This is a genomic window from Caldicoprobacter faecalis, from assembly GCF_900115765.1.
Classification (GTDB): Bacteria; Bacillota; Clostridia; order Caldicoprobacterales; family Caldicoprobacteraceae; genus Caldicoprobacter; species Caldicoprobacter oshimai.
Genome location: NZ_FOXR01000029.1, coordinates 1 through 24432, shown reverse-complemented (window position 1 = coordinate 24432; position 24432 = coordinate 1). Strand labels below are relative to the sequence as shown.

The following is a 24432-nucleotide window of genomic DNA, read 5'->3' as shown; positions in this document are numbered from 1 at the left end:
CATCACCACTCCCGGCCGACAGCGCTGGCTATCTTGGCAACCTCTTGGACCAGCGCCTCGAAGGTTTCGAGGTTCAAGGACTGAGGGCCATCCGACAGAGCGCATTTTGGCTCCGGATGAACCTCTATCATCAAGCCATCGGCACCGGCGGCAATGGCAGCACGGCTCATGGGGGTGACCAGCTTCCACTTTCCGGTGCCGTGGCTGGGGTCGACGATTATGGGCAGATGGCTTATATCTTTTATAACCGGAACGGCGCTGAGGTCAAGGGTGTTGCGCGTGTATGTCTCAAAGGTGCGTATTCCCCGCTCGCACAGTATTATGTTGTAGTTGCCCTCGTTCATGATGTATTCTGCGGCGTTTAACCATTCTTCTATGGTGGAAGCCAGCCCGCGCTTTAGCACTACCGGTATTTTCATCCTGCCCACTTCGCGCAGCAGCTGAAAGTTTTGCATGTTGCGAGCGCCGATTTGCACCACGTCCACATATTTTACAGCCTGTTCTAGGGATGCCAGGGATATGACCTCGGATACCACAAGGAGCCCGGTTTCCCTGGCCGCTTCGGCCAGCAGCCGGTATCCTTCTTCCTCCAGCCCCTGGAAGGAGTAGGGCGAAGTGCGCGGCTTGTACGCGCCGCCTCTTAAGAATTGAACCCCTCTGGATTTGAGAAACTTTGCCGTCTGCATGATCTGGTCGTAATTTTCAACGGCACACGGACCTGCCATGATGACGATCTTTTTGTCGCCTATGGCCACGTCTTTGATGCGAATTACCGTCGGTTCGGGTTTAAAGGTTTTCCCGGCCAGCTTGAACGATTCTACTATGGGGACCAGGCGATCCACCCCCGGCATGAGCTCCAGGGGAGTGTCGGCTAGTACCCGCTTATCGCCTATTACCCCTATTATGGTGCGTTCGGTACCCACCGATATATGCACGCCCAGGCCAAGCTTTTTGAGCAGCGCCTCGATTTGCCTGACCTGTTCCTCGGTGGCGTCAGGCTTCATGACGATAACCATACTACCCATCCTCCCGTTTTAAAATGTGTTAAAAGCAATAATGTTTTTGCCATACTACCGTGCTACCATACGGCTGTGCTCATATTTTATACATATTCTCGTGCGCCCCTGAACTGCAACTTTGTCCAAGCCGACAGGTGGCTTTGTTAAGCCGCAGTTTTGACGCGAGGCTTTGAGATGCAGGTTTGACGCGCGGCTTCCTTCAAACCGCGGCTTTGCTGCTTTATCTTTAGCAGTTGACGCTGAAGGGTATTTGCCGCTGATGCCCGCAGATAGCGAGCAAGGTTGCCGATAAAGTTGCAGGAAGTCATTTGGCAAAAACTTCACCGCTGAAACACTTCTTACCGCTGTAGCACTTCTTTTAAAGCCTCGATGAATCGCCTGTTCTGTTCAGGGGTGCCGATTGTGACCCTGAGCCAGTTGTCCATGTCGAATATATCTCCCGAGCGGACGATGACCCCTTTTTGAAGCAGGGCCTTGAACACCTCCACGCTGTTTTTCTCCACATTGACCATGATGAAGTTGGTATGGGTTGGGATGTATTCAAGCCCCATCTCCTCAAAGGCCTGATAGAGGCACCTCTTCCCTTCTTCGTTGTTTTGCACGCTTCTTTGGACGAACTCCTGGTCACCCAGTGCTGCCAGGGCAGCGGCCTGTGCAGCGGCATTGACGTTGAACGGCCCGCGCACCCTGTTGAGGAGCTCTATGATTTCTTTATTGGAGATGGCGTATCCTATGCGCAGCCCGGCCAAGCCGTAGGCCTTGGAGAAGGTCCTGAGGATGATTATGTTGTCGTACTCGTCAAGCAGTGCCGTGCTCTCGGGGTAGTCGCCGCCGCGGGCATATTCATAGTAGGCCTCGTCCAGCACCACCAGCACATGCCTGGGCACCTTCTTCAGAAATGCCTTTTGCTCTTCGGCGGTGATGATTGTGCCGGTAGGGTTGTTGGGGTTGCACACCCAGATAATGCGGGTGGTGTCGGTTATGCTGTTTAAAATGCCATCGAGGTCAAAACGGTAATCCCGGGTCAGCGGCACGCGTATTATGTTGCCGTCCATTATGCGGGTTACCGCTTCGTACCTCGAGAAGGACGGCCAGCCCGTGATGGTGCTATCACCGGGGTTGATGTACGTCTGGGCTATTATCTCCAGAATTTGATCCGACCCTGCGCCAAACAGGAACTGCCCCGGGTCCAGCTTAAACTTCTCTGCCAGGGCGTTTCTGAGCTCGGTGCAGTTGCCGTCTGGATAAAGCGATACCTCATTTGTCCATTTGATGAGCGCCTCAACGGCCTTGGGCGAACACCCCAGCGGATTTTCGTTGGAAGCCAGCTTGATGACGTCGGTAAGGCCCAGCTCGCGCTTGACCTCGCTTATGGGCTTGCCCGGCCTGTAGGGCTCAAGGGTTTCAACCGTCTTTCTGTGCTTTACCATATCACTTTCCCTCCTTTTTCTCCCGGCCAGTCAGCGCCCACCTGACCTCGTCCATTGCAACGTCTTTGAACACTTCTACTTTGCCGTACCCTGTGGGAAGCACGAAGACTATGCGGCTGTCCACGTTCTTCTTATCGTAAGCCATCCGCTGGATTATGAGGCCCCAGTCTGCTGCCTCGAGTCTGGTGGGCAGCCCGGCCCTTTCCAGCAACGATGACAGGCGCTCCACATACTCCCGCCCTATCAATCCCCTGTGCACGGCTATTTTGGCTTCGTACACCATGCCCATCGCCACCGCTTCGCCGTGGGTGTATTTCGAATACCCGGTGGCCGACTCAATGGCGTGGCCTATGGTGTGGCCAAAGTTGAGTATCATCCTCAGCCCGGCTTCCCTTTCATCCTGTTCCACCACCCTGGCTTTGATGCTGCATGAGCGATAAAGGGCATGGGTAAGTGCCTGTACATCGCAAGAGAGCAGCGCTTCCATGTTTTGCTCCAGCCATGTTATAAAGTCGCCATCGGCTATGAACGCGTGTTTTATGAGCTCGGCCATTCCGGTTGCAAACTCCCGTGGCGGAAGCGTGCTCAAGGTACGAGGATTTATGAACACCATACGAGGCTGATAAAACGCCCCTATTATGTTTTTGGCCAAAGGATGATTTATGGCCACCTTCCCGCCCACGCTGCTGTCCACCTGGGCAAGAAGTGAGGTGGGTATCTGGATAAACCCAATGCCACGCATGTATGTGGCGGCGATAAAGCCTGCCAGGTCGCCTACCACCCCTCCGCCCAGGGCCACAATGGTGGATGAGCGGTCCAGGTTTGCCTCCAGCGCTTTGGTGTAAAGGGCCTGCGCCTGTTCAAAGCTCTTGCTGGCCTCGCCGGGGGGTACGACGGCCTGGTATACCGTATATCCTTTGGCCTCTAGCATCGATTTTACAGGGCTGTAATACAGGCGGTGTGTGTTCTCGTCGCACACCACCATGACCTTCTTGCCCTTGATGGTTCCGTCTATGGCATGGGGCAGAGCCTCCCATCCCTCGGGAGCGATATGTATGGGATATGCCCTTTCTTGGAGGTCAACGATTATGGTTTGCATGGCCGAGCCTCCTTATAAGGCGGCGGGATGATACCCTTGCCTCCGGAATTGTTGATATTTTAAAAATTGTAACTTCACTTGCAATAAAAGTCAAGGACGGCCGGGCCAAAAAATTGGCCTTAAAAAATATTATTTTCCCAAATATATTAAGTTTTTAACAAAAGTATGATACAATAAAAGAGGATATTTGTACTTGATGCAGAAATATCTGTAGTAGTTTCACTTCAAGGTATGCACTTCTTAAAGGGGCACAAAAATGAAAACGAATAAGCTAGATAAGGGGGAATGTTGATGAACAGTTATGCAACCCGTAACATCCGCAACGTTGGGCTGATAGGCCACGGCGGAGAAGGTAAGACCACTCTAACCGAAGCCATGCTTTTCAATGCCAGGGTCGTCGACCGGTTTGGCCGGGTCGAGGATGGCACCACCACTACCGATTTTGATCCCGAGGAGATAAAGAGAAAGATATCCATCAACGCCGCTTTAGCGCCATTTGAATGGAATGGCCATAAGATAAACATCATAGACGTACCAGGTTACTTCGATTTTGTGGGCGAAATGATCGAGGCCTTGCGTGTGGTGGATGGGGCCGTCATTGTGGTTGGCGCGGTATCGGGCGTGATGGTTGGCACTGAAAAGGCGTGGGACTACTGCAAGGAATACGACTTACCCATTATGATCTTCGTCAACCAGATGGACCGGGAGAACGTGCACTATGAAAAGGTTCTCGAGCAGCTTGAGGGTAAGTACGGAACCTGTATCACTCCCCTCCAGGTACCCATCATGAAGGGCGACAGGTTTGCCGGGCTTGTAGACGTGGTCAAGATGAAGGCCTGGGAGTTTACCGATAAGGGTCTCAAAGAGGTGAGTATCCCTGATGACATGTCGGACACAATAGAATCGGTTCGGACGCGCCTGGTAGAGGCCGCGGCTGAGACCAGCGAAGAGCTGATGGAGAAGTACTTTGAGGGAGAAGAGCTGACCGAAGAGGAGATTCAAGCGGCCATACGCAAAGGCGTTGTCGACGGAGACATAGTGCCGGTGCTATTCGGTTCGGCCCTCACCAATGCCGGCGTTGATATATTGATGGACAGCCTCATAAAATATATTCCGGCGCCTGACGAGCGGCCGGAGGTTTCGGTGACCAATGTCAAGACGGGCAAGGTGGAAAAGCGGAAAGTCGATGCTTCACAGCCTTTCTCAGCTTTCGTGTTTAAGACCATCGTCGACCCCTTCGTAGGCAAGCTCTCGCTCTTCAAGGTCATGTCTGGAGAGCTCACAAACGGAATGAACCTGTACAATGCAAACAAGGAAAAGGGCGAAAAGACCGGAAACCTATACATCCTGAGAGGCAAAAAGCAGATCGCGGTGGACAAATTGACGGCGGGCGATATAGGCGCACTTGCCAAGCTTCAAAATACAGCCACAGGTGACACACTTTGCGATCCGGCATATCCCATCGTATATGAAGGTTTTCAATTCCCCGAACCTTCCATTTCAATGGCGGTTAACGCAGAAAAAGAAGGAGAAGAGGAAAAAGTTTTCACAGGTTTGAACAGGCTCATGGAAGAAGACCCCACCTTCAGGATTGAGCAAAACACTGAAACGGGCGAAACCCTCATCTCAGGAACCGGAGAAGTGCATCTTGATGTGATTGCCAGCCGTTTGAAAAATAAATTCGGAGTGAATGCGGTATTTAAAGAGCCCAAAGTGCCCTATCGTGAGACCATTCGCAAATCCATAAAGGCAGAAGGCAAGCACAAGAAGCAGACGGGCGGACACGGACAGTACGGCCATGTATGGATCGAGTTTGAGCCGCTGCCCAACCCAGATGAACAGCGGTTTGAGTTTGTCGACAAGATAGTGGGTGGCGTTGTACCGCGCCAGTATATACCCGCGGTTGAAAAGGGTTTGATCGAGGCCATGCAAAAGGGCGTGCTGGCTGGATACCCCATGGTGGGAATAAGGGCTACCCTCTACGATGGTTCATATCACCCGGTGGACTCCTCTGAAATGTCGTTTAAGATTGCCGCATACCTGGCCTACAAGAAGCTGGAGCAGGCCGATCCCGTACTGCTTGAACCCATCATGCACGCTGAAGTCATAATACCCGATGAATATATGGGCGACATTATAGGCGATTTGAACCGCAGGCGCGGTCGCATACTGGGCATGACGCCCTTGGGGAACGGGCTGCAAAAGGTGGATGCCGAGGTGCCCCTTGCCGAGATGTTCCGCTATGCCACCGACCTGCGCTCCATGACCCAGGCCCGCGGCAGCTTCAAGCTCACCTTTGTGCGGTATGAGGAGGTGCCGGCCAACATAAGCGCCAAAATCGTGGAGCAGGCCAGGCGTGAGGCACAGGGAGAATAGCCTTTTAAAAAACCGGGCGCCCTGCAAAGGCTGCCCGGTTTTTAATTATGTTGTGAAAAAAGTTGAGGTTTGAGGAGGAACACCCGTTATGATAACAACCGTTACGCTCAATCCGTGTATTGATAGGATGGTTACTGTGGAGAAATTCATCTACGGCGGGCTGAACAGGATCATAGACAGCCGCACGGACGCGGCCGGCAAGGGCATAAACGTGGCCGTGGCGCTGCATCAGCTGGGCCAAAAGGCGTTTTGCACAGGCTTTAACTACACTGAAAGGGGACACATGATAAGGGAACTGCTGGACAGGGCGGGTATACCCTACGACTTTGTGGAGGTCGAAGGCGAGGTGCGGGTAAACCTAAAGGTGTTTGACCTATCTCAGGGCGTGGTCACCGAGATCAACGAGAGCGGCCATCCCGTTTCGCCACAGCACCTCCAAGAGCTCATGGGCAAAATCGACATATACGCCGCAAAGAGCAGCATGATGGTCTTCAGCGGAAGCGTGCCCAGGGGAGTGCCTACATCCATATACAAGGACCTTATGGAGCGAGCAGGAAGGTTAGGCGTCATCTGCGTGCTGGATGCCGAAGGCCAGCTGCTGCTTGAAGGCCTCAAAGCGCGGCCTTACATGATAAAGCCCAACCTGTATGAGCTTGAAAAGGCGGTGGGCAGAACCCTTACCACCCACAGTGAAATAGTAAGGGCTGCCAGAGGGTTTATTGAAAAAGGGGTGCGCATAGTGGGGGTGTCCATGGGAAGCCGGGGGGCCATGATCATAGACGAAAACGAGGCATATTACGCCCACCCTATCGCTGTGGAGGTGAAGGGCACGGCCGGAGCAGGCGATTCCATGGTGGCGGGGTTCTGCCTTGCGCTTAAGGAGGGAGCCGGTTTGAAGGACATGCTGCGCTATGGGGTGGCGGCCGCCACTGCGTCGGTGATGAGGGAGGGCACCCTTCTTTGTACCCGCGATGGGTTTGAAAGCATTCTGCCGCGGGTTGAGATCGAGAAGGTCAGCGATTTTTAATTTATACCACAGTTTTTTGCAACTTTTCTCCCTCTTCCTTCGTCTGTACAGGTGAAAGGGGGCAGGGGATATGGATTGCAGGCAGTGCAGGGAAAATATATCGGCATATGTAGATGGGATGCTGGATGGCTCTTTGATATCCGAGATGCAGCAGCATTTGAGCGAGTGCCCTCGATGCCGGGAGGAATATAGTGCCATTCTCAAAGTAAGGGAGATGTGTGCTGGGCTGGAGGATGTGGAACTGCCTTCCGGCTTTTGTAGCTGTCTCATCGATAGGTTGAAGGGGGAGGAGAGTGCGGGTATGGTCAGAAAAATCGGGTGGAGAGTTAACCGAATGGTTGTTGCCGGCCTGGCTGCCGCTGTGGTATTGGTCTTTGGAGTGGCGCTGGTGATGAGTGGGCTAGAGGGCGGTGGAGGAGCGTATGAGCGGGAAATGGCTACCAAAGATGCAGCTCCGCCGCTTTATGACGCTGCCCAGAGGACGGCCGACTACCCGGCGGGCTCCAATGAGGAGGCTGGCTACCAGGGTTACGACAGCGCAAGCAACAGTATGGCACCTGATGCCAAATGGGCTGCAGATAACAGTGCAGGCGCCGGTGTAAAAGGTGAGATGGAACCCGAAGTGGCTGAGCAGGCGCAGGATAAGGCAGACGAAAGCGCAGCGCTTTCCGACAGCCAGTGGGCATCAGAGCAAAATAAACTGGCTGTCCAGATCTCTGGGTTTGCACAGGCTTCGACGGGCGCCCAGGCAGAAGCCGAGAGAAAGATCATACGCTCGGCTTACCTCAGCCTTGAAACCACAGAATTTGACCGCACGGTGGATGAGATAATCGGAAGGGTGAACGTCTATCTGGGATATATTGAGTCCTCCGAGATCCAGGGCAAACCCACTTACCAGGGCCAGGTGTCCAACCGCAGGGCACACTTCGAGATACGCGTCCCTTCAAAGTCTTTTGATTCGTTTATAGGAGATATGGTCGAGCTGGGCAACGTGACCAGCAGGCAGATAAGGGGCGAGGACATAACCGGCCAGTACCTTGATGTTGAGGCCAGGCTAAAGTCACTCAGGCTTCAGGAAGAGAGATTACTCACCTTGCTGAGCAAAGCTGACAAACTGCAGGACATAATAGAGCTAGAGCGCGAGCTATCCCGCGTGCGCTACGAGATCGAAAACTACACCGGCACGTTGAAGCAATGGGATAACATGGTGCAGTACTCGCGGGTCTCCATCGATGTATATGAGGTGCGGAAGATCAAGAAGGAGGAGCCCGAGCCCATAACCTGGGGCGATAGGATCGTAAACGGCTTTATAAAGTCTTGGGAGCGCCTGGGCCAGCTGTTTGCTGATCTGGCCGTGTTTATTGTGAGCGCCGTGCCCTATCTGGTGGTGCTGGCTGCCGTGGCATGGGGCGTGTGGAGCATTGTCAAGAGATCAAAGGCTGCGCTAAGGCCGAAAATTGAGAAAAGAGTAGATAAAATTGAAGAAGATGGGAGAGCGAACCATGAACAATAAATTTTTGATTGCCGTTATAATCGTGATGATGGTGGCATGTTTGGGTGTCTCTGCCGGGGCTATTTTCCTTAAAGATACTCCTGTAGTGAATGTCACTAACCCTGAAAATGTATACGTAAAGGAGAATATTCTCACCGTCTCGGGGACCGATAAGGTGACGTTAAAGCCTGATGTGGCATATATCAACGTGGGAGTGGAGACTATTTTGAAGGATGCTAAAGCAGCCCAGCAGGAAAATGCCAAAACCATGGAGAAAATAATAAACAAATTAAAAGCAATGGGCATAGAGGAGAAAGACATACAGACTTCCAATTATCAAGTTTTTCCGCAGTATAACTATGTAAACAATAAAAGCGTTCTGGAAGGATACCGGGTTACCAATACAGTCAGGGTTACGGTGCGGGATGTTGAGAAAGTGGGCGAGGTGCTCAGTAATGTACACGAGGAAGGGGCCAACTATTCCTATGGCATATACTTTGGACTTAAGGACCAGGAAGCAGCTTACAAAGAAGCTTTAAAAAAGGCCGTCGACCAGGCTAAGGGAAGAGCTGAAGTGATGGCCCAGCAGGCCGGTGTAAAGCTGAAGGGTATAGCAGCTATCTACGAGGGTTCGGCACCGCCCGAGCTTTACCGGTATCAGAGAGACTACGTAGAGCGGGAAAGTGCGCAAAAAGCCGCTGATGCTGCCTGGACGGTTCCCATATCTGAAGGGGAAATAGAGGTCAGTGCAACGGTTACACTGGTTTATCACATCGAATAACATTGAATAGGAAAGAGGTGGATGAAAAATCCACCTCTTTATATTCCCTTTTTTTGTCGACTATGGTATAATGAATTCGAAATACGGCAATGGGATGGAGAAAGGGTGGAGCCTATGGCTATAAGCGAAGAGATGGAGCTTAAAGATTTATTCGAAATTATTCGCAAAAGATTGGGCCTTATTGTTATGATAACTGTAGTGGCTGTGCTGATAAGTGCGGTTGTAAGCTTTTTTTTATTGGATGAGGTATACGAGACCTCCACAACGCTTATGGTGGGTAAAACTCAGAACAGCCAGGCAAATACCATCGAATACAACGACATACTGGCAAACCAAAAGCTGGTCAAGACATACAGCGTGATCGCGAAGAGCGACCGCGTTTTGGACAAGGTCATTGAGAAGCTGCAGCTCGAATTAAAGCCTGCCGATTTGCGGAAAAAGATCACTGTAACTTCAGAGGGTGAGACCGAGATCATACGCATAACGGTGGAGGATACAGACCCCGCGTTTGCCACCGACCTTGCCAATGCCATCGCCGAGGTCTTCATGAGGGAAGTCGTCGATATCATGAAGCTGGACAATGTGCAGGTTATCGATGTGGCCAAGGTTCCCCAGGAGCCGGTTAAGCCAAAGCCGCTCCTTAATATAGCCATAGCCGGAGTACTGGGGCTTATGCTGGGATTGGGAGTGGTATTCCTCGTAGAATACCTTGATAATACCATCAAGGTGTCCGAGGATATTGAAAAATATCTTGAGCTGCCTGTGCTAGGCATTATTCCAATGTATGAGGAACAGTAAAAGGTTTGTGAGGTGTATAGATGTTGAAATCTACAAGGTTGGCAATTCATGCAGATCCAAAATCGCCTGTCGCAGAGGCTTACAGGATTTTGAGGACCAATATTGAATTTTCATCCACTGACCGCAAAATAAAGGTCATACTGGTGACCAGCAGCGGACCTGCCGAGGGCAAGAGTACCACGGCTGCTAACATGGCTATCGCTATGGCCGAGGCCAATCGCAGGGTGCTTCTTATAGACTGTGACCTGCGAAAACCTGCTATTCACAGGATGTTTGGCTTGGTAAATATAAAAGGCCTTACCAATATCCTCGTAGAAGGGCTTAAGTACAGCGAGATTGCCAATGTGACCGAGGTGGAAAATTTAGAGATTATAACCAGTGGTCCTAAGCCGCCCAACCCTTCCGAGCTTCTCGGTTCGAAAAGGATGAGGGAGTTTCTGGATAAGGTGCGGGAAGACTACGACATGGTTATTATTGATACGCCGCCGGTGCTTCCGGTTACCGATGCTGCTGTGCTGTCTCAGTATGTGGACGGAGTGGTGCTGGTGGCGGGGTATGGTCTGACCACATTTGATGCTGCTGTCCAGGCCAAGGCCAGCCTGCAGAAGGTGAACGCCAGGATACTGGGCGTTGTGCTAAACGGCGTCCCGGTTGATCGACGTGGAGGCTACTATTACTATTATTATTACTATTACGATGAAAGCGGTAGGAAGAAGAAGCGCCGAAGGGTTACTATGGAGCAACCGCTTTCCGTGGACGGTATTTCAATTTCGAGAAGCGAGGGTATGAATCTGTAATGCTGGATCTCCACTGCCATATACTGCCCGAGGTCGATGACGGTGCAGGCTCCATAGGTGAGGCGCTCTCTATGGCTGCTGTGGCCGTGAAGGAAGGAATAGATGCCATTGTAGCCACGCCGCACTGCCTGGATGCAAAGAATATCGATGCTTTTGTACAGGGTGTTGAGCGCCAGAGACAGCAGCTTCAGCGCGTGTTGGATGCTCAGCAGATGGACCTCGATATTTTTTTGGGAGCAGAGGTGTTCATGGACCCGGCCTTTCTTAAAGTGGAGGGGCTGGACAGGTTAACTATAAACGCTACCTCCTATATTTTGGTAGAGCTCCCCATGGGGGAAGTGCCGCTGTACGCCGAGGATTTTGTATACAAACTCAGGCTCATGGGCTTCATACCCATAATCGCTCATCCTGAGAGGAATCTTGCGATAATGCGCGACCCGAATATACTCTATCGGTTGGTGGATTTGGGCTGTTTGTGCCAGATCAATACTGGCAGCATAACCGGCCTTTTTGGGAAACGAGTACAGCGGTGTGCCCGTGTACTGCTGACGCACGGCATGGGGCATGTGCTGGGCACAGACGCCCATTCAGACGGTACAAGGGGGCCTTATGTGAAGAGGGCTGTCGAGCAGCTAAAAAGTTGGCTGGATGAGGAACAGGTAAGAAGAATAGTCGGCATTACGCCTTATCATATACTGGAAGGAAAGATGGTTTCCACAGAGCCCCCGAGAAGGTATAAGCCTAGGATGAGGATATTCGGATTTTAATCTGTGTTAATTTATACTAAGGGTTGAGGGGATCGCTGTGGATATGGACGTTGAATCGGAAATGAAATGGTACGCGATTTTTGTCGAAACAGGTCAGGAAGAAAACTTTGAGCGATTGATTAATGTGCTGTATCCTGATGAGAATATAGAGATTTTGATTCCCAAAAGGAAGCTCATAGAGAGAAGGCAGGGAAAGGTCTATGAGATAACCAAGAAGTTATTTCCCGGCTATGTCCTGGTAAAAACAGTGATGGATACAGAGGTGTATTATAAGCTGTCGAAGCTGCCAAGGGTGTACGGCGTTTTAAAGGATGAATCTGAACCGGTACCCATAAGGGATGAAGAGATGGCTGTAATTCTTATGCTGACATCGGAGGGAGAAACTATAGGCTTCTCCGAAGTGTACAAGGAAGGCGAGCGTATCGTCGTCATAAGCGGTCCTTTAAAGGGGTTGGAAGGGATTATAGAAAAGTTTGACGCCCGAAAGAAACGAGTAAAGGTGCGAATCCAGTTTCTTGGGAAGGAGAAGCGTATCGACCTGGGCGCTCACCTGGTTGACAGATGCAAGGGGTAATGGGCCCGGTTTTTAAGTGTTTGAGCGTTTATTGTAGCAGGCCGTTGCCCGAAACTTGATCTGGCAAATTAATATAATTGACACCACTTTGATATACATTGTAAAATTTAAATGAGTTATGTGGACAAAATCCCGAGGGGACTTTTGCTGTTTCGGCGCAAAACGTTTCCTGAGGGAGGTCATAGAATGGTTTGTAAAACCCGCTTTAAGGCGGGGAGGGGGAAGGTTTTACTTGTTTGAAAGTCGTTGTAACACTATGTGAGTAAAATCTGTTTCCTTACTATTAATATGTGCATTACGACATATATCAATAATTTTTATTTTTAAGATGTAATTTTAATAGTGAGTTCTTATTCCTAATGAGTTAAGCGGGTGCTTTGCGGGGGGCAAAGGAGGTTTTTAAAATTATGGAGGTTGTAAATATTGAGATGTACGTGCAACGTAATATTGGGAAGAATACAACTGTTGTTGTAGAGAATAGATTCTGGTATGAAAAAATAAAGAGAGTGATGGATATAGTTTTATCTTTAATTGGGCTTGTTATAGCTATTCCTTTAATGCTTATATTTGGTATAGCTATTAAACTTGAATCAAAGGGTCCTGTCTTTTATTGCCAAGAGAGGGTAGGTAAAAATGGAAAAGTATTTATGCTGTATAAGCTGCGATCTATGTACCAAAATGCCGAAGAGAATGGAGCAAAGTGGGCTGAAAAAGATGATCCAAGGGTTACAAAAGTTGGAAGAATTATGCGAAAAACGCGTATTGATGAATTGCCGCAGCTTTTTAATGTTTTAAAAGGTGATATGAGCATAGTAGGTCCGCGGCCTGAAAGACCTATTTTTACTTATCAGTTCAATGAGCAGATACCAGGATTTGTAAATAGGTTGCAGGTTAAACCTGGACTTACAGGGTGGGCTCAAGTCAACGGAGGGTACGAACTTGGCCCCGCGGAAAAATTGGAATATGACTTATATTATATTGAAAATCGTTCGATATGGATGGATATAAAGATAATGTTAAAGACGGTAAAAGTTATTTTGACAGGTAAAGGTGCTTGGTAGCTTATTATTGATAATTATGATAAATAGTTGGTTCTTTTTTAGAGCAAATAAAAAATTATTGGGTTACGAGTTGACGGAGGAAATTATGAAGTTTAGTTTAATTCTTTGTACTTTAGGAAGAGATAAGGAAGTAGAAGACTTTTTAAGTAGTTTATGTGATCAAATTTATAAAAATTATGAACTTATAGTTGTGGATCAAAATGAGGATGATAGAGTAAAAAATATAATTGATAGGTACAAAAATAAAATTAATAAAATAAAATATTTTCGCGTTAATTTTAAAGGATTGTCACGAGGACGGAATTTTGGTTTATTACATGTAGAAGGTGATATAGTTGCTTTTCCAGATGATGATTGCAAATATCCGAATAATATTCTTTTAGAAGTAAAGAATAGATTTGAAAGGGATAAGGTAGATTTTTTGAGTTGCATCTCTCTTGATGAGGTTTCAGGGCTTGAAAGCAATGGTAGATGGAGAAAAAATAAAACGCCAATAAGTAAGAGTACGCTATTCGGAACGTGTATCTCTTATACTATTTTTGTAAAGGCAGAATGTATAAAGGAAAATAAAATGAGTTTTGATGAAAGGTTAGGGGTTGGAGCAAACACGCCCTTTCAGTCTGCTGAAGAGACAGATTTTATTTATCGGTTATTACAGTTAGGATGTAAAGGCATTTATTATCCAGAAATATGTATTTACCATCCGTTAAAGATAATTGAATACGATGAAAGAACAATTGAAAGGGCATATTATTATGCAATGGGATTGGGGGCATTTTTTAGGAAACATGTTAATGATATTGAGTTATTGCCAGAGTTTTGTAGATTATTGATAAGGGCTGGCGGGGGTATCCTATATAGCATCTTGAAAATGAATTGGGGTGGTGTAAAATTCTATTGCAAAATCTTAAATGGAAGGTGGAAGGGTTTTATAACTTTCAAACCTTGATAAAAAGCGGTGATGAAAGGGAGAAATTTATATTTAATGCTGCATTATTTCTTATAGTCTTTTTATCAATGCTTGAACCTAAGCAGGTAAAGACCTTATTGGGGTTGAATATTATTTGGTTTTATCCTCAATATATCATCTTGGCTTTCTTAGTATTTTGGCGTTTTAGTGGGAATATTACTAATCTATTTAGACGGGATATAATATTTGGAAATCTGAATAAAGATATTTTAAGTTTCTGCTATTTGTTTTCTTGTATTTATATATTATCTGCTTTGTTGAATTTTAGCAAATCATATGATATACTTTTTAGTCTCAGAGGATTGTTTAAAGTGCTGCTCCAGTACGTTTTCTTTGTATCTTTAGTAGTTATTTTAGTGGCTGATTATCCTCAAGTAATTATTAAGGTATTAAAGTATTTATTTGTGTTGAGTGCTGGAGTGGTTGTATTTGTTTTAATCGGAATATTTGGTTATATAATCAAATTTAACATTTTGCCATTCCAGAAAATAATTGATTATCAAATTATCTCTCAGTCTTGGGTTAAAATATTAAATTTTACAGTCTTTTTTCCTAAGTTTGGAGGAGTATTTCCAGAGACGCAAGCGCTGGGGTTTTTTTTGTTAATGGCGTATGTTTCTTACACAGTGTTAAAAAAATATGGTATCACATTCAATAAAATTTTAGACTTTTATGGCAAATTGTTGCCAATTTTTTCAATCCTTACTTTTTCGAAGACAGTAATACCGGCGGTAGGGATTTTCTTGATATGGAATAATTATGAAAATAAAAAAAACATCAGATTTAAGGTGGTAGCTAGTTTATTATTTTTTATCAGCTTTTATTTTTTATTGATCAATCCTTATGTACTTTCTGTTGAAAAATATTTCGTTTACGGAACAAGAATAGATTTGACCGAAAAGATGGATACTATAAAAGAAGAGTTGGTGGATGACGGGGAAATAGTGTATGATGAGAGTGAGGATATAACAGAAAGTATACCAGCTGATTCGTTAGGCGGGAGAATATTTCATGTTGTTACCTTTTTTAATTATGCTGCAAATAATATACTATCATTTTTTGTAGGGATGGGGCCATATAATTATGGAAACTATATGCATTCAATAAATCCGAATTTATTCAATAGATACACCAATGCTGTTTCAATATTTACCATATTCATTGAATCGGGATTACTTGGGTTTTCTATATATTTGTTATTGTGGGGATATATGATCATAAAATCAAAAAGTTTTTTGACAAAATGTGCTTTATTTAGCTTATTAATAGGTAATGTTGGACAACCTAACTGGAACATGGATATTTTACTCATATGCGCTATAATGGTGTATAGTTTGGACAAATACGGGAGGATATTATTAAATGAAAATAGTAATTGATGCTAGAATGATTAATTCGTCGGGAATAGGGACATATATAAAGAATTTACTGCCCAATATTATTGATATAGCCAATGAACACAAGTTTGTAATAATAGGGAAAAATATTAAGGATATTAATAGCTTAATTAATAAGAAGAACGTGGATTTTATTGAGTTGAATGCTAAAATTTTTAGTATTAAAGAACAGTTAAAGTTGCCGTCATTAGTACCTAAGTGTGATATTTTCTGGTCTCCTAATGTAAATATACCATTATTACCTTTGAAAGCTAAATACAGGATTACTACTATACATGATGTAGTTCATGTTGCGCATCCAGAATTTTTTAAGCCAGAAGTTGTAATGAGTTTTAAATTTTTTTTAAAAGAGGCGTTAAGAAAAAGCGATGTGGTTCTCACGGTGTCAAATTTTTCAAAAAGGGAAATAATTAAGTATGGTAAGATAATGGAAGAAAGAATTCACGTTATTTATCCTGCATGCAATACTAAAATATACAATAGTGAAAACGTTAGTTACGAAGATATGTTTACTGTCAGAAGAAAATATAATTTGCCTGATAGATTTTTGCTTTATGTAGGGAATATAAAGCCTCACAAGAATCTCGCGAGGTTACTCCAGGCTTTTGATAGAATTGATGATGAAACATTGTATCTGGTTGTTATTGGAAATAAAGGAGGATTTATTACAGGAGATAAAAGTATAAATCATGTAGAACTAAGAAAAAGAAATAAGATAGTATTTACTGGGTTTGTACAAGATGAGGATTTGCCCAAATTTTATAAGATGGCTGAGGCACTGGTTTTTCCTTCCATTTATGAAGGGTTTGGATTGCCACCGCTTGAAGCTCAAGCATGTGGGTGCCCGGTAATAGCGTCAAATGTAGCAAGCTTACCTGAAGTCTGTGGCGACAGTGTGCTGTATTGCAATCCTTACGATATTAACGATATAGCCGATAAAATAGAGCTATTAATAAACAATGAATTACTAAAGGAGGAGCTTAAGCAGAAAGGCTTGAAGAACGTTCAAAGGTTTGATTGGGAGAAATCGGCATACGAAATTTTGAATGCATTCGAAAAAATATGTATGTCTTGAACACTTTATTGAGGTGGCAGATTATGGTATTACAGGTAAACAAAATGTACTGGCCTGATATCGGTGGTGTAGAGACCGTTGTTAAACAATACGCGGAATATTTAAAGCGATTTGATGAAGTTGTAGTGCTTTGTGTAAATAAGAAATTTACTTTAAAAACTATAGTTGAAAAGATAAACGGCATTAGGGTTTATAGATGTGCATCATTTGGAACGTTTATGTCAATGCCGATATCAGTGGCGTTTTTTTGGCATTTATTCCGTTTAGCCAAGATAGCTGATGTAATACACTTTCATGAACCTTTTCCTCTTGGAAGCGTTGGAAGTTTGTTATTAAAATTTTTGAGTAAAAATAAAAAGGTTTATGTGACATGGCATAGCGATATTGTTAAGCAAAAGAAATTAAAAAGATTTGTGGAATTTTTTCAGAAACAGCTTTGCAAACGTGCTAATGCTATTATAGTGACGTCCCAAAGAATGATTGAATTTTCTTCTGTTTTAAAGAATTTTAAGGATAAAATTGTAGTTATTCCATTATCTTTAGACAAGCGCGATTATTACCGTGATTATGATGTCAACAATATAGAGCAATCGTTATTAAATCTACCACAAGAATTTGTGCTGTTTTTGGGAAGGTTATCATACTACAAGGGAATAGATGTATTACTAGAAGCTATAGAGATGATTCAAGAAGATATACCCTTTGTTATTGCAGGGGATGGAGAGCTTAGGGAAGATATCATGAGAAGAGTTCAAAATAGCCAGAAAAAAATATATTTTATATCTAGGCAAGTTTCTGAAGATGAAAAGCTGTATTTAATAAAAAATTCAAAATTTTTAGTTTTTCCTTCTGTTCTTCCCAGTGAAGCTTTTGGAATAGTACAGCTTGAGGCTATGATATATGGTAAACCCGTAATAAATACGAATTTACCAACCGGAGTACCCTGGGTTAGCCTTAATGACGTGTCTGGTTTAACGGTTGAGCCCTCAAATTCCAAACAGCTGGCAGAGGCTATAAAAAAACTTTATTTTGATGAGGAATTATATACAAGGTTAGCCCGAGGTGCATTAGAAAGGTTTAACGAATATTTTGATTCTGATGTTACAAACAAGATTTTATACAACTTATATGCTGATGTTATAACTAAAAAAGTTTAAAAGTTATCATTATAAACGATATGATCGGAAGGATGAACGTTATGATAACAGGGATAATCATGGCAGGGGGACGGGGCGAACGATTTTGGCCTAAGAGTAGGATGAAGATGCCTAAGCAATTTTTAAATCTTTTCGGAGAAAAAACGATGATTCAGCAAACAGTGGACAGGCTTACAAAGATTATGCCCCTGGAAAATATCTTTGTTGTTACCAATATTGATTTTGTGGAATTAGTGAGTCAGCAGATTCCTAATTTGCCTCGTGAGAATATTTTAATTGAGCCTATGAGTAAAAATACTGCAGCCTGTATTGGCATTGCAGCCCTTCGTACAGAAAAGATTGATAGGGATTCGATAATGGTTGTTGTTCCATCTGATCATGTTATAAAGGATGAAGAAAAGTATATAGAAGCGTTGGAAACGGCAATACAAGAGGCAGAAAAAGGTGACAATCTAGTAATAATAGGTATTAAACCTACGCGCCCTGAAACAGGATACGGTTATATAAACTTTGATGAGAACACAAAAAAAGTAGTAAATAAAAATTGCGTGTATAAAGTTGAAAGGTTTGTTGAAAAACCCGACTACAGTACGGCGATAAAGTATATACGAAGTGGAAATTATCTCTGGAATAGCGGGATGTTTATATGGAAAACATCCTCAATACTCAGTGCTATGAAGAAGTATATGCCTGATTTATATAACTCACTGGAGCGAATAAGAGAACATATTGATTCAAATGATATGGAAAAAGTACTTTATGAAGAATATTCCCAATTAGAGAGTATATCGATTGATTACGGAATAATGGAAAAAGCGAAAAATGTATATGTTGTGCTAGGAGATTTTGGTTGGGATGATGTGGGAAGCTGGCTTGCTATTGAAAGAATTTACCAAAAAGATGAGTATGATAATGTTATAAAAGGTAATGTATTTAAGGTGGATACAAGGAATTGCATAATAATGGGTGAGAATAGGCTTGTTGCGGTTGTGGGTGTGGAAAACCTTATTGTGGTAGACACAGAAGATGTGGTTTTCGTATGTGCTAAAGATAAGGTTCAAAATATGAAGGATATATTAAGTCAGCTGAAAGAGGAAGGCAAGTATGTTTAGTAGCAAGTTATTTGTCTCCTTAAACGTTTGAAAAGGAGGAGAGATATGTACAAAAAGAAATTAAATTTAGAAGAAGTTAGAGCGATAGAATTAGAAATATTAAAATATGTGAAAAAAATATGTGATAACAATAAATTAAGGTATTTTCTATGTGGTGGGACCCTTTTAGGAGCTGTCAGACATAAAGGTTTCATTCCGTGGGATGATGATATTGATATAGCATTACCAAGAAATGACTATATGAAGTTAATAGACATCTTAAAGGAAGGGCATAGATACCGTAGCTTATCTTTTTACAATAATGAGGATTATCATTATCCTTTTGCTAAAGTTGTAGATACTCATACTATGCTAATAAAATATGAGCAATATCCGATAAAAGGATTAGGTGTTTGTATCGATGTTTTCCCAATAGATGGCTTGCCCAGAAATTCCCAAAAAATATGGTATCATATGATGAAATTAAAAATATGCAGGAGAATGCTTGGCTTATCATTACAAAAGTATCCGAAATCATGTAATATTGTTAAATATATAATTAAATATATCGTTTGGAGATTTTCTAGAATAATTGGTTGGAAAAGGTGGATACGTTACGTTGAACGGTTGGGTACTAAATATGATTATAATAACGGAGATAAGGTTGGATGTATTGTTGCAGGATATTTTGAAAAAGAGATTGTAAGTAAAAAAGTTTTTGAGAAATCAATTGATGTGGAATTCGAAGGAGAAATATTTTCGGCACCAGTTGGGTATGATGAATATTTGACTAGTTTGTATGGAAATTATATGGAACTTCCACTTGAAAAAGAAAGAATATCTCATCATAATTTTGAAGCTTATTTAATAAGTTAATTCCATTAATTGTTAAAATAAGAGTTAAGTCGATACTATTAAGTGTTGTATGACTGCTGCAAAAACTTTTATAGCAGGACAGTAGAATATAAAGTATTAGTGATAATATCTGGTTCTAGCCAGAGAAAATTCTACACGAACATGTGGATTTGATTAATTTGTGTACTTTAACAGCTAATTTTTAATACGTTAAAGTTAAAAGTGCGGTATAAGGTATTGTTAGGCAACACAAACTTTTGTTAAGTTAAAAACAGTTTTATTGGAGGGGGTCAATATGAATATTGCTTTAATAATTGCAGGAGGTCGGGGAGAAAGAACACACCAAGATATTCCTAAGCAATTTATTAATGTATTTGATAAGCCCATAATTATTTATACGCTGGAAGCATTTCAAAAGCATCCTGATATCGATGCTGTTTATGTAGTATGTTTGGACGGATGGCATGAGATATTGAAAGCCTATGCAAAGCAATTCAATATTACAAAATTAATGGGAATAGTTTCTGGAGGAGAAACCGGCCAGGCTTCTATTCGAAATGGTTTGTTTGCAATCAAAGAAAAGTTTAATGATGATATTGTTTTGGTTCACGATGCAGTTAGACCTATGGTATCTGCGGAAATAATTTCTGATAGTATAGCAAAATGTAGATTGTTTGGCTCAGGTGTTGCCGCTATTCCATGTGTAGAGGCAATGCTTGTGACTGAAGATAAGGTATCGTCAAGTTTTATATACGATAGAGATAGACTCATGCGAACACAGACACCACAAGCTTTTCCGTTGGGAAAATTAATATGGGCACATGAAGAAGCAAAGAAAAGGGGAATAACGAATTCGGTGGCATCTTGCACCTTGATGATTGAGCTAGGGCAAACAATATATTTTTCAGCAGGATCTGAAAAAAATATTAAGATTACAACCACAGAAGATATTGAAATATTTAAAGCCCTTCTGACAACTAAAAATGCCGATTGGTTGAAGTAGGTGAAATCATGTTTTATAAAAATGTTATTTATAGGGGAGATTTACAATATGTGTTAGATTGTATCCAATTAGAGCAATTAAGAGGGTGTAATATCCTTGTTGCTGGTGCAACGGGGTTGATTGGTTCCTTTTTGGTGGATGTTTTGATGCTTTCTAATGAATTGTTACATTATAACATAAATGTTTTTGCTATGAGCAGAAAAAAGGAATCTTTAGAGAAAAGATTTAGATCTCATTTAAAAAGTCCTTTTTTTCACCCTATACGACATGATGTAAAATTTGCCCTTGCTTGTGACTATCATTTTGATTATATAATTAATGCAGCAAGTAATGCATACCCACTAGCATTTTCAACTGATCCCGTTGGAACAATAATGGGAAATATTTTAGGTGTTTATAATTTATTGGAATATGCAAGACAAAATGGCGTAAAAAGATTCTTATTTATCTCTTCTGGAGAAGTGTATGGACAAGGAAGCGAAAGTGTTAGTGCATTTGATGAGTCATATAGTGGTTATGTTGACAATACTAATCCAAGGTCATGTTATCCTAATGCGAAAAGAACAGCAGAAACTCTTTGTGTTTCATATACAAAACAATATGGTATTGATACAGTAATAGCTAGGCCTTGCCATATTTATGGCCCAACCGCTACTAAAGATGACAATAGAGCTTCAGCGCAATTTATAAATAATGCTTTATCAGGAAATGATATTGTAATGAAAAGTCACGGTTTACAGCTGCGTTCTTATTGTTATGTCGCTGATTGTGTTTCAGGAATTTTGACTATATTATTGAAGGGAGAAACGGGGCAGGCTTATAATATAGCAAATGCAAATTCCAATGTGACTATACGAGAAATGGCAGAAATAATAGCTAGTATTTCGGGTAAGAAAGTAGTGTTTGAAATTCCTAGTGAAATTGAAAAAGCAGGATATAATCCTGTAATGCAATCCGTGCTTAATGCAGGTAAATTAGAGAAACTGGGATGGAAAGCTAATTACGACATAAAAACAGGATTAAAGAGAACAATTGATATTCTAAAAGGTGTTTTATTGGAAACTTGAAGAGAAATCTTAAATACATGAATATCCTTTTTGCTGCAAAGATAGTTAATGAAGATTTGCGAAGGGGTAAATTGAATATTTATAATTGTTGGAGTAAGCGTTGAATGCTGTTGGAATGTCTGTTTAGCAAAGCAGATAAATAGCTATAATAGAACAGTTAAGAATCCTTATATCTTTGAGGTGGGAAGAGGTTAAAAGAGGTGCAAAAAATGCAACAACACATAAGCTACAAAAAAGCCACAATACTCGTGATGATAATCACGCTGCTCAGCAAGATAACCGGCTTTTTGAGGGAGATACTGCTTGGCAGCGCATACGGTGCCACATATGTCACCGATGCCTATCTGGTATCCCTGACCATACCGCAGACGCTGTTTGCCAGCATAGCGGCCGCAATTGGTACAACATACATACCGCTTTATTCCCGCATTAGAGTTGAAGAGGGCTCCGAGGAGGCTGTTCGCTTTACAAGCAGGGTACTCAACGTTGTGCTGGTTATAAGTACAGCACTGGCGGTTCTGGGCATGGTGTTCACACGCCCCATTGTATCCCTGATTGCCATGGGCTTCAAGGGAGAGGTTCTTGAGCTGGCGGTCGGCTTTACCAGGATAACCTTTCCCATGATCATATTCATAGGTATGTGCCAGATTTTTATAAGTTTTTTGCAGGCTAACAACGAGTTTGTGCTTCCAGCTCTTATAGGCATTCCAAATAATATGATAATTATAGCAGTGCTGCTCTTAAGCGATATGGTTGGATCCTATGGCTTAGTGTTTGGTACTCTGGTAGGTAGCGTGGTACAACTCGCCGTTTTATTGCCCGGTGTATTTAAAAAAGATTACAGATACAGCAGGGTTTTAAACTTTAAGGACCCATACGTGGTAAAAGTTGCTGCCCTGGCACTTCCAGTTATGCTGGGCTCGACGGTGCAACAGCTCAATGCCCTGATTGACAGGATGCTGGCCTCAGGCCTACCCGAGGGCAGCATCTCGGCGCTCAACTTTGCCAACAGGCTAAACGGCTTTGCGTATGGCCTTTTTACTGTGTCGGTAGCTACTGTCATCTATCCCTTGCTTTCGCGTCTGAGCGCCGAAGAAGACATGGCTGGCTTCAAGGACAAGCTCATAAAGGCCCTCAATGTTATCACGCTCATCATACTCCCCATTACCGTTGGAGCGGTGGTTTTAAGGCGGCCAATAGTGTCGGTATTGTTTGAGAGGGGGCAGTTTGACGCAAGAGCTACCTCCATGACCGCCTCGGCGCTCATGTTTTATTCGCTGGGCATGGTGTTTTACGGCTACCGCGATGTGCTGAACAGGACCTTTTATTCGCTGCAGGATACCAGGACGCCTATGTTAAATGGTGTGCTGACAGTATTGTGCAATATAGTGCTGAACCTTATTCTGGTCAGGTTCATGCAGCACGATGGTCTGGCGCTGGCCACCAGCCTGTCTGCAATGATTATGACGCTGCTTTTGTTTGCAAACTTGAGGAAGCGATTGGGCGGCATTGGCGGAAGGAAGCTGCTTGGTGCGTTTTTGAAATGCGGTGTGGCATCGCTGATAATGGGCGTTGCCGTGTACTGGCTGAACGGCATTGCGGCGGAATACATCTCCATGTCCAGCAAGATGGTTGGATTTTTAATTCTCGCGTTGGAGATAGGTTTTGGTGCTTTGTTGTACTTTGGTCTGATATACCTTTTCAGGGTTGAAGAGGTCAAGTGGCTTATCGACATGGTCAAAAAGCGTTTGAGAATTTCTGAGTAAAAATTATCAAATTTTTTGTTTCGGCTTGCAGGAAAACGTAAGTGTGTATCGAATTATATCATAATTAGAGCGTAAGCAGTAAGCAACTTGTTTTCTGAAGGCTGGGTTATCAGCCTAGAGAGGTGCACGCAAGGCTTTTTGTGCCGAAACGTTAAAATTGTACATTATTTATGTCTCATAAAATAAAAATGGTTGACATCTTATACCATAATGTATTATTATTTTAACTGATGGACAAAATCCTGAAGGAAGGTTTTGCTGTTTCGGCGCATAACTTTCCTGACGGAGGTCATACGGGGATTAGACGAAGTAGGCATTTCCTCTATCATGGAGGGGAAATGGCAGCATTATGCTTTCCTCCAGGATTTGTCCTGCAAACACTTCAAAAAACTCAAAAAACTTGAAAAAACGGTATATCCGCATCAAGTTGTCTATATCCACCATAAGTCATTATACACGTTGCGGCAAATTTCGCATATAGTGCTAAAGTATCATATTAATAGGAAAATAACGGCAATTTTTGTGCAAAAGTGCCTGTTTTAAAAAACAGGCATTGTTTTTAGAAAAAGACAAGTTAATGGATGAAAGTAGGGGGTCAGCGTGGTTGCTCTGAGGCGTAAAATAGCATTTGTAGCAGCCGATGTAGTCTGTATCAATATTGCCGTGCTGCTGGCATTTCTCGGGGTATACGGCATAAACATACCGCAGGAAATTTTAAAGGTACTTCCTCAAATATGGTAAGCGTAAAATAATACCCACCTTGACGAGAAAACATCATTTTGTGGGCACAAATTGCACAATCGGAATAAGAAAAACAGCTTAATTTCAAG

At 43.3% G+C, this 24432-nt stretch carries 22 protein-coding genes; 19 read left to right on the top strand and 3 right to left on the bottom strand.

Annotated features, from left to right (window positions below):
- Window positions 1-2 precede the first annotated feature (2 nt).
- The 3 genes from aroF to aroB all read right to left on the bottom strand — a co-directional run bounded on the left by aroF (window position 3) and on the right by aroB (window position 3548).
- A complete protein-coding gene (aroF, locus tag BM241_RS09705) occupies window positions 3-1016 on the bottom strand; it encodes a 3-deoxy-7-phosphoheptulonate synthase (protein WP_092282644.1) in 1014 nt (337 codons plus the stop codon).
- A gap of 341 nt (window positions 1017-1357) precedes the next feature.
- Window positions 1358-2449, bottom strand: a complete 1092-nt coding sequence (gene hisC, locus BM241_RS09700; RefSeq protein ID WP_092282643.1) for a histidinol-phosphate transaminase — start codon at window positions 2447-2449, stop codon at window positions 1358-1360.
- Between the two features lies 1 nt (window position 2450).
- A complete protein-coding gene (gene aroB / locus BM241_RS09695; protein WP_092282642.1) occupies window positions 2451-3548 on the bottom strand; it encodes a 3-dehydroquinate synthase in 1098 nt (365 codons plus the stop codon).
- A gap of 291 nt (window positions 3549-3839) precedes the next feature.
- On the opposite strand from aroB, the gene fusA reads away from it, so the two are divergent.
- The 19 genes from fusA to BM241_RS12510 all read left to right on the top strand — a co-directional run bounded on the left by fusA (window position 3840) and on the right by BM241_RS12510 (window position 24343).
- Complete coding sequence (fusA, locus tag BM241_RS09690; protein WP_092282641.1) at window positions 3840-5924, top strand: elongation factor G; 2085 nt, start codon at window positions 3840-3842, stop codon at window positions 5922-5924.
- Window positions 5925-6012: 88 nt separating this feature from the next.
- On the top strand, window positions 6013-6951 hold the full coding sequence (gene pfkB / locus BM241_RS09685; protein WP_092282640.1) for a 1-phosphofructokinase: 939 nt from the start codon (window positions 6013-6015) through the stop codon (window positions 6949-6951).
- Window positions 6952-7021: 70 nt separating this feature from the next.
- Window positions 7022-8464 (top strand): DUF4349 domain-containing protein, encoded by a 1443-nt coding sequence (locus tag BM241_RS09680; RefSeq protein WP_092282639.1) that lies wholly within the window; start codon window positions 7022-7024, stop codon window positions 8462-8464.
- Window positions 8454-9224, top strand: a complete 771-nt coding sequence (locus BM241_RS09675) for an SIMPL domain-containing protein (protein ID WP_177206148.1) — start codon at window positions 8454-8456, stop codon at window positions 9222-9224. The genes BM241_RS09680 and BM241_RS09675 overlap by 11 nt, the downstream gene beginning before the upstream one ends.
- A 114-nt stretch (window positions 9225-9338) precedes the next feature.
- A complete protein-coding gene (locus tag BM241_RS09670) occupies window positions 9339-10022 on the top strand; it encodes a YveK family protein (RefSeq protein WP_092282637.1) in 684 nt (227 codons plus the stop codon).
- A gap of 20 nt (window positions 10023-10042) precedes the next feature.
- The gene (locus tag BM241_RS09665; RefSeq protein WP_092282636.1) at window positions 10043-10819 is read left to right on the top strand and encodes a CpsD/CapB family tyrosine-protein kinase; all 777 of its coding nucleotides are present in this window, start codon (window positions 10043-10045) and stop codon (window positions 10817-10819) included.
- Window positions 10819-11586: a tyrosine-protein phosphatase gene (locus BM241_RS09660; protein ID WP_092282635.1), complete on the top strand. Its 768-nt coding sequence runs from the start codon at window positions 10819-10821 to the stop codon at window positions 11584-11586. The genes BM241_RS09665 and BM241_RS09660 overlap by 1 nt, the downstream gene beginning before the upstream one ends.
- A gap of 43 nt (window positions 11587-11629) precedes the next feature.
- Window positions 11630-12160: an antiterminator LoaP gene (gene loaP, locus BM241_RS09655; protein ID WP_035146103.1), complete on the top strand. Its 531-nt coding sequence runs from the start codon at window positions 11630-11632 to the stop codon at window positions 12158-12160.
- A gap of 428 nt (window positions 12161-12588) precedes the next feature.
- On the top strand, window positions 12589-13221 hold the full coding sequence (locus BM241_RS09650) for a sugar transferase (protein ID WP_035146490.1): 633 nt from the start codon (window positions 12589-12591) through the stop codon (window positions 13219-13221).
- A gap of 85 nt (window positions 13222-13306) precedes the next feature.
- On the top strand, window positions 13307-14170 hold the full coding sequence (locus BM241_RS09645) for a glycosyltransferase family 2 protein (RefSeq protein WP_025747321.1): 864 nt from the start codon (window positions 13307-13309) through the stop codon (window positions 14168-14170).
- Complete coding sequence (locus BM241_RS09640; protein ID WP_092282634.1) at window positions 14119-15570, top strand: hypothetical protein; 1452 nt, start codon at window positions 14119-14121, stop codon at window positions 15568-15570. The genes BM241_RS09645 and BM241_RS09640 overlap by 52 nt, the downstream gene beginning before the upstream one ends.
- A complete protein-coding gene (locus BM241_RS09635; RefSeq protein ID WP_092282633.1) occupies window positions 15554-16663 on the top strand; it encodes a glycosyltransferase family 4 protein in 1110 nt (369 codons plus the stop codon). Before BM241_RS09640 ends, BM241_RS09635 begins: the two co-directional genes overlap by 17 nt.
- A gap of 23 nt (window positions 16664-16686) precedes the next feature.
- Window positions 16687-17820 (top strand): glycosyltransferase, encoded by a 1134-nt coding sequence (locus tag BM241_RS09630; RefSeq protein WP_177206147.1) that lies wholly within the window; start codon window positions 16687-16689, stop codon window positions 17818-17820.
- Window positions 17821-17861: 41 nt separating this feature from the next.
- Window positions 17862-18932: a mannose-1-phosphate guanylyltransferase/mannose-6-phosphate isomerase gene (locus tag BM241_RS09625; protein WP_092282631.1), complete on the top strand. Its 1071-nt coding sequence runs from the start codon at window positions 17862-17864 to the stop codon at window positions 18930-18932.
- Window positions 18933-18977: 45 nt separating this feature from the next.
- Window positions 18978-19787, top strand: a complete 810-nt coding sequence (locus tag BM241_RS09620) for a LicD family protein (RefSeq protein ID WP_092282630.1) — start codon at window positions 18978-18980, stop codon at window positions 19785-19787.
- 274 nt (window positions 19788-20061) lie between these two features.
- Window positions 20062-20769 (top strand): IspD/TarI family cytidylyltransferase, encoded by a 708-nt coding sequence (locus tag BM241_RS09615; protein WP_092282629.1) that lies wholly within the window; start codon window positions 20062-20064, stop codon window positions 20767-20769.
- Between the two features lie 8 nt (window positions 20770-20777).
- On the top strand, window positions 20778-21836 hold the full coding sequence (locus tag BM241_RS09610; RefSeq protein ID WP_092282628.1) for an NAD-dependent epimerase/dehydratase family protein: 1059 nt from the start codon (window positions 20778-20780) through the stop codon (window positions 21834-21836).
- A 209-nt stretch (window positions 21837-22045) separates the two neighbouring features.
- The gene (gene murJ / locus BM241_RS09605) at window positions 22046-23602 is read left to right on the top strand and encodes a murein biosynthesis integral membrane protein MurJ (protein ID WP_092282627.1); all 1557 of its coding nucleotides are present in this window, start codon (window positions 22046-22048) and stop codon (window positions 23600-23602) included.
- Window positions 23603-24202: 600 nt separating this feature from the next.
- Entirely contained in the window at window positions 24203-24343 is a 141-nt protein-coding gene (locus BM241_RS12510) for a hypothetical protein (RefSeq protein ID WP_177206146.1), read from the top strand.
- The last annotated feature ends 89 nt before the right edge of the window (window positions 24344-24432 follow it).